Here is a 6,198-nt window from a genome sequence, read left to right as displayed (position 1 = left end):
TCGGCGACTCGTACTCCACGTGCGCAGCCGCGATCGTCACCGTCTTGGTCTCGTCGCGAACGGTGCCGCCCTTGGCGATGTCGGCGTACTTGATCTCTTTCGCAAGCTTCTGCTTGGACTGGACCTTAACGATGGCCGCCGTGAGCGTCGTCTTACCGTGATCGATGTGACCGATCGTGCCGACGTTCACGTGGGGCTTGGTTCGACTGAATTTCTCCTTGGCCATCGTTCTGTCTCCTGACGGTTGCCGACCGGAACGGTCGCGCGCGCTGTCCTTTCCTTACGGTTGCTGGAGCCCACCATCGGGATTGAACCGACGACCTCGTCCTTACCAAGGACGTGCTCTACCAACTGAGCTAGGTGGGCATGGAGCCGGTCCGGCGGAGCGGGCGACCGGGTTCGAACCGGCGACGTTCAGCTTGGAAGGCTGACGCTCTACCAACTGAGCTACGCCCGCAGATAAAGGTCGGGAGGTGATCCCCCCGATCTCGTCTACGAACCGACTTTCCGGCTCCGCGGGTCGAGACGCCTCATCGGCGTCTCGGTGGAGGGTGATGGATTCGAACCATCGAAGGCAATTGCCGGCAGATTTACAGTCTGCTCCCTTTGGCCACTCGGGCAACCCTCCAGATTGTCAACGTCTCGCGAGATCCAAGGGCTCGCGGGTCCCCTCTCTACTCTGTTTCGGTCGGTTCGTCTCCTGAGATTTTACTCTCGTTCGTCCGAGCCTTCCGCCCCTGACAGTCCGGTGGAGCTGACGAGGGGACTTGAACCCCTAACCCCCTGCTTACAAGGCAGGTGCTCTACCGGTTGAGCTACGCCAGCGAGTTCCTCCCTCGAAGACAGACGTGTCCCGTCAAAGGGGAGCAGGCTCTTAGCCCCTTGCTTTTGACATGTCAAGCCGGATGGAAGGTTTTGTGTTTGGAGCGGGCCGGACGCCGCGCTCCGAAGGCCGGAATCTCCGGCATCCCCGGCAGGGGCCCCTCCCCCGGCAGGCTGGATCGCGAACCCGCATGTGAGAAGACAGGCCGGGCACGATCCTCGCGAGGAGTCCTTCCGCAACTTCTTGCACCACCCGCGCGCCTCTTGCGATGCTCCGCGCCGCATCATGGAGTGTCCCGCCTGTCACCACGCGAATGTCGATGGAGCTCGCTTCTGCGCCAAGTGCGGAGCGCCGCTGCCGTCGGCGCCTTCCGAAGAAGACCCGTTGATCGGCTCGATCGTGGGCGGTCGTTACCGCATCACGGGCGTGCTCGGCGAAGGCGGCATGGGCCGCGTCTACACCGCCGAGCAGCAGATGGGCACGACGGTCCGAAAGGCCGCAGTCAAGACGCTCCTCGCGCAGTACGCGAAGGATCCGCAAGTGCTCGCGCGCTTCAACCGCGAGTGCGGCACCGTCGCCGAGCTCAAGCACCCGAACACGATCCAGGTCTGGGACTTCGGGCAAACGAATACCGGCGAGCTCTACATCGCGATGGAGCTGCTCGAAGGAAGTCCGCTCGAGGACGAGCTCGTGCAGCGAGGGCCGATGCCGCCCGAGCGCGTCGACAAGATCATCGGGCAGGCCGCAGGCTCGCTCCAGGAGGCGCACAGCAAGGGGATCGTGCATCGCGATCTCAAGCCCGCGAACCTCTTCCTCACGAAGATCGACGGTGACGACTTCGTGAAGGTGCTCGACTTCGGCATCGCCAAACGCGGCGAGCGGCCCGACTCGAAGGAGCAGAAGCTCACGCAGCAAGGCACGGTGCTCGGAACGCCGCCGTACATGAGCCCCGAGCAGTTCCGCGGGCAGGAGCTCGACTCGCGCAGCGACGTCTACTCGCTCGCGATCGTCGCCTACGAGATGCTCACCGGACGCTTGCCGTTCGAGGCAGACACGCCGTGGGCCTGGGCCACGCAGCACCTCACCGCGCAGCCCTCGCCCTTCGAGGTGACGCAGCTCGGCGCGCAGGTGCCGCCGAAGATGAAGGCCGCGATCATGCGCGCGCTCGAGAAGGACAAGAACAAGCGCCAGTCGTCCGTGCGCGAGTTCTACGAGGAGCTCTCGATCGGAGCCGGGCGCGCGTCGATCGTTGGTGGTGCGACGGGTCAGCAACAGATCGCTGGCACCGCGGCGATGCCAGGCCTGCCGAGCGGGCAATACGGGATGCCGAGCGGGCAATACGGGATGCCGAGCGGGCAGATGCAAGGCATGCCGAGCGGGCCGATGCCCGCACGTCCCGGCGGGACGCAGATCGGCGAGCCGCTCTTCACGCAGGGAGCGCCGAGCGCGCCGGGCGGGCGAACGATGGTCGACACGGGGCCGAGCGCGGCCGCGATGACGCCCGGCCCGATGCCCATCGTGCCGATGCCCCCGCAGCACGGCCACGCGCCCGTGCCGATGGGCGGACCGGCCTACCCCGCGCCGCCGCCTCCGCCGATGGGCGGCAGGCAGCAGCAGAAGAGCAGCCCGATGCCGATCATCGCGGGCATCGGCGTGCTCGTCGTGCTCGGGATCGTCATCGCGATCTTCGCGACCCGAGGCGGCAAGAGCGGCGGCGACGGCGAGGTCATCCTCATGCCGTCCGCGGCTCCGACGACCGTCGTGGTCGCCTCCGATCCGACGGCCACGCCGGCCGACAGCGCGGGCACCGCGGGGACGGCCTCGTCGGCAGGCGGCTCGACGCAGTCCGGACAAACCGCGGGCACGAACACCGGATCGGGCTCCGGGTCGGCGGCCACGACGGCCTCGGGCTCGGGCGGCGGCGGTACGAAGGTCGACGCCGCGGGCGACAAGGCCTGCGACGCGGCGATCACGTATGCGTACGGCGGCAACACGACGATGGCGATCAGCCAGTACCGCTCGTGCACCGGGCCGAAGCGCAGCAAGGCGCTCTCGGCGATCGACGCCTCGGCCGCGCGCGAGGTGAAGTCGAAGGGCTGCGCGGGCAAGCCCATCGCCGACGCGGCTGCGGCGATCGGCGCCAGCAGCGGAAAGGCCGCGCTCCCTCCGCGTTGCAAGTAGCGCGGCGCGTCTTGCGCGGCCCCCTCGACATGCACGAGCGACGGCCCTAGATGGGAATTCGCTCGTGTGTCACCGCGTTTTGACGCGCTTGACGCCCGTTCGACGCGGGTGCTAGATGGACCTTGCGAGCGATGACGCTCGGTCGCAGAAGCCTCTGCTCGACGGTACGGCGCAGCGTGTCAAAGGTCACGAGCTGCACTTCGCAGCCCACGTCGGCGCCGATGCCAGAGGTGCAGAGGAGAAGGTCGTTCACGGGCAATGGGCAGTAGACGCCGCGAAGCCATGCGGATGACGTGGCTCGATATGTGCCGCTCCGACGAGTATCGGGGGCGGTGGGTCGCACTGGACAACATCGATTACGAGGACGGCTCGTCCCAACCCCAGCAGGCGGATGTCGTCGACAGCGACGAGGACCTCGGGGAGTTATGCAGCCGGATGCGCGAGTCCGACAGGACGGCATGCGCGATCCTGTACTGCGAGGATGACTCGTTCGCGCCGCCCGTCGCCAGGCGGGCCGCGATGCCGACGCGAGGTGCCGTGCACCGCTAGCAAGCTCGGCGCCGTTCCCGCCTCGATTCCCCCTCTTTCTTCCCCACGAAATCAGCCGCCACGAAGGACGCGACCGAAGCCGCGCCTCGGGCCGATGCTTTGAGCTCCTAGCGAAGGATCGGCTTGAGCGTGGGTTTGCCGTCCTTCATCACCACGTTGTAATCGACCGATTTTTGCGGGTGAGAGGCCTTGAGCTTCTCGGCCTGCTGGCGGAGCTGCTTGGCGAGCGCCTCGTACGTGACGCCCGCGGTCGACTCCTTCGCGGCGCGCTTGGCCTCGACGTACTGCGCGTAAATCTGGCGGATTCGCGCGTCGGAAAGGTCCTCGGACGAACCTTGTGACGGGCGAGGTCGCGCGGGTTGCAGGCGTGGCTCGGGCTGCGGGCGCGGCTCGGGGGAGGCCGCAGCGTCCGTGTCCGGAGGCGACGGCGCCTCGGTCGGAGGATCGGGCGGCGGCGTCGGTGTGACGACCGCGCGCATGTTTCGGCTGCTCTTTCGTCGCGAGGGCGGCGCAGGCACGCTCGGCGCGGGTTCGTCGGACACGTTCGGGACGTGGACGGCCCGCGTGCGTGTGCTCGAAGGCCTGCGTCGCGAGGGCGGCGCTTGCTTCGCGTCGAGGTCGAGGTCGAGGTCCAGCGGGCGCGCCGAGGCCGGGCCGCTCGGGCCGGTTTTGCCTTGTTTCGCCTGGGCTGCGAGCTCGGCGACGCGGCGCTTGCCGAGGTCGGGCGAGGAAGCCTGCGGGCGTTGCGCAGCCGGCGCTTCCTCCCGCGGAAAAACCTCGGCGGGCTTCGTTTCGGCGGGTTTTGGGTCCGCGGGCTTCGCAACCGAGGCCTCGACCGGCCGGCGCATCATCATCATCAGCGGCACGGGTTCCGGCTTCTTGGCGGGCTCCGGCTTGGCAGGCGGCGGCGCGGGCTCGGCCGATTTTGCTGCAGGCGCAGGCTCGGGCGGAAGCGCGGACGAACGATCGATCGGCGTCGAAGGGAGCGGCGGGCGCGGCGGCGGCGGCGGGGCCTTCGCGGCGAGCGGAGGCGGCGGCGCAGCGGGTTTGCCCGCGGGAGGCGGAGGCGGCGCGGCGGGTTTGCCCGCGGGAGGCGGAGGCGGAGGTGCGGCCGGTTTCGTGGCCGCAGGCGGCGGAGGCGGCGCCGTGGGTTTGCCCGCGGGCGGCGGCGGAGGCGCTGGCGGTTTTCCGATCGCCGGCGGCGGCGGAGGCAGCGCGGAGATCCGTCCTGGATTCGAAGGCGCCGGCGGAGGCGGCGCAGCCGGCTTCGTGGCCGCGGGCGGCGGCGGCGGGGCCGCGGGCTTCGGGGGCGGCGGCGGCGGGGGCGCGGCCTTGGCCGGCGGCGGCTCTGCGGTCGTGAATTCGAGCGCGTCGTCGGCGAGCTCCTCGTCGGCGAAATCCTCGACGTCGTCGGCGAGGAGATCCTCGTCGGCGAGCGTCTCTTCGTCGATCGTCAGCGCTTGTTTGCGGATGCGGGCGCGGCGCTCTTCCTGCGCGGCGGCGAGCTTCGCGTACTTCTCTTTTTGCTTCTTGCCGACGATCGTCAGCGCGTCCTTCGCGCCGAAACGCGCGGCCGCGCGGAGCACGTCGCGCTGGTAGGTGCCGTTCTCGATCTCGCGCGCGACCCGGCCCCAGTACTGCTGGAACGTGTTGTAGCGCTGGATCAGCGTCTGAAACTTGAAGCGCAGCGCCGTGTTCCGGATCTGCTCGCGGCGCAGGAGCATGATGCGCCGCTCGAGCTCCTTGCGCGGCACCAGCGGCTCGAGCCTTTCGATGCCGAGGAAGTACTGCTCGTAGAGCGCCCGCAGCCGTTCGATTCGGCTGTCGAGATCCTCCAGGGCGCGTTCGACCTCGGCGTGTTCCATGCGGTCAGAGCGGCGTGACCTTCAGGTTGTCGAAGCAAACCGGGACTTCCCAATCGTTGAAGCCGAAGTGCTCGTGCCCAGGACCCGCGAGTGGATCGGGGTCGGTGAGCGTGAAGTACTCGACCCCGTTGATGGACCAAACGATCGTCTTTCCGTCCGCGCGCTCGATGCGGAATCGATAGGCCTGACCCACGGAGACGGGGCGCTCGCGCTCGTCGTCGCTCTTCGGATCGACGTCGATCTCCAGCCGATCGTCGCCGTGCTCGTCGAGGCGCGCGAGGACGTGCTTGGAGTTGCGCCAGCCGCCGAAGATCGCGATGTAGCTCGTGGCGTTCGTGTAGGACGTGCTCGTGGCGCCGCTCTGCCCGTCGCCCCAGAGCTCGACCTTGAGGTCGCCGATCGCGTTCTCGGCATAAGCGTCGAACTCGATGCGCGCGTTCACGGGGAGCCGGCGGCGCAGCCAGACGCCGCGGTTTCGCGCGTTCTTGCCGCAGAGGCGGCCGTTTTCGATGCGCCAGCCGGGCGAGAGCGCGTTCCAGTCCTCGCCGAGAACGGCGCGGTCGAAGGTGTCCTCGAAGGGCGCGAGGATCGGGGGGCCGGGCGGGACCAGGGGGGCGGTCGGGGCCGTGGTTTGTGGGCGCGGGGCCGCCGGGCGGGCGGGCTGCGCGGGGCCGGCGTCTGCCGTGGGCGGTCCCTCGGGCACACACGAAACGAGCGTGAGCGAGAGGAGGGCGCACGCGCCGATCGTGGTCGCTCGTCTGAGCACGCCCGCATCGTAGC

5 protein-coding genes and 4 tRNA genes are annotated in these 6,198 nt (G+C 68.9%); 2 read left to right on the top strand and 7 right to left on the bottom strand.

Translation table 11 applies throughout. The features are described 5' to 3' along the window. The 5 genes from KEG57_RS39645 to KEG57_RS39625 form a co-directional block, all read right to left on the bottom strand. On the bottom strand, positions 1–226 hold a 226-nt coding region (locus KEG57_RS39645; RefSeq protein WP_272459473.1), incomplete at its 3' end, for a GTP-binding protein. A gap of 64 nt (positions 227–290) precedes the next feature. After that, positions 291–366, bottom strand: a tRNA-Thr gene (locus KEG57_RS39640). 18 nt (positions 367–384) lie between these two features. Continuing rightward, positions 385–457, bottom strand: a tRNA-Gly gene (locus tag KEG57_RS39635). An 88-nt stretch (positions 458–545) separates the two neighbouring features. After that, positions 546–628, bottom strand: a tRNA-Tyr gene (locus KEG57_RS39630). Between the two features lie 121 nt (positions 629–749). Then, positions 750–825, bottom strand: a tRNA-Thr gene (locus KEG57_RS39625). A 283-nt stretch (positions 826–1,108) separates the two neighbouring features. On the opposite strand from KEG57_RS39625, the gene KEG57_RS39620 reads away from it, so the two are divergent. Together KEG57_RS39620 and KEG57_RS39615 are read left to right on the top strand one after the other, a co-directional pair. Beyond that, positions 1,109–3,004 (top strand): serine/threonine-protein kinase, encoded by a 1,896-nt coding sequence (locus tag KEG57_RS39620; RefSeq protein ID WP_272425833.1) that lies wholly within the window; start codon positions 1,109–1,111, stop codon positions 3,002–3,004. A 282-nt stretch (positions 3,005–3,286) separates the two neighbouring features. Continuing rightward, positions 3,287–3,553: a hypothetical protein gene (locus tag KEG57_RS39615; RefSeq protein WP_272425832.1), complete on the top strand. Its 267-nt coding sequence runs from the start codon at positions 3,287–3,289 to the stop codon at positions 3,551–3,553. Between the two features lie 107 nt (positions 3,554–3,660). Here the strand turns inward: KEG57_RS39615 and KEG57_RS39610 are convergent, their stop codons facing one another. Further along, positions 3,661–5,418: an MXAN_5187 C-terminal domain-containing protein gene (locus tag KEG57_RS39610; RefSeq protein WP_272425831.1), complete on the bottom strand. Its 1,758-nt coding sequence runs from the start codon at positions 5,416–5,418 to the stop codon at positions 3,661–3,663. Between the two features lie 4 nt (positions 5,419–5,422). Further along, positions 5,423–6,184, bottom strand: a complete 762-nt coding sequence (locus KEG57_RS39605; RefSeq protein ID WP_272425830.1) for a hypothetical protein — start codon at positions 6,182–6,184, stop codon at positions 5,423–5,425. Between the last annotated feature and the right edge of the window lie 14 nt (positions 6,185–6,198).

The organism is Polyangium jinanense (assembly GCF_028435365.1).
This window is presented reverse-complemented; position numbering and strand designations above follow the sequence as displayed.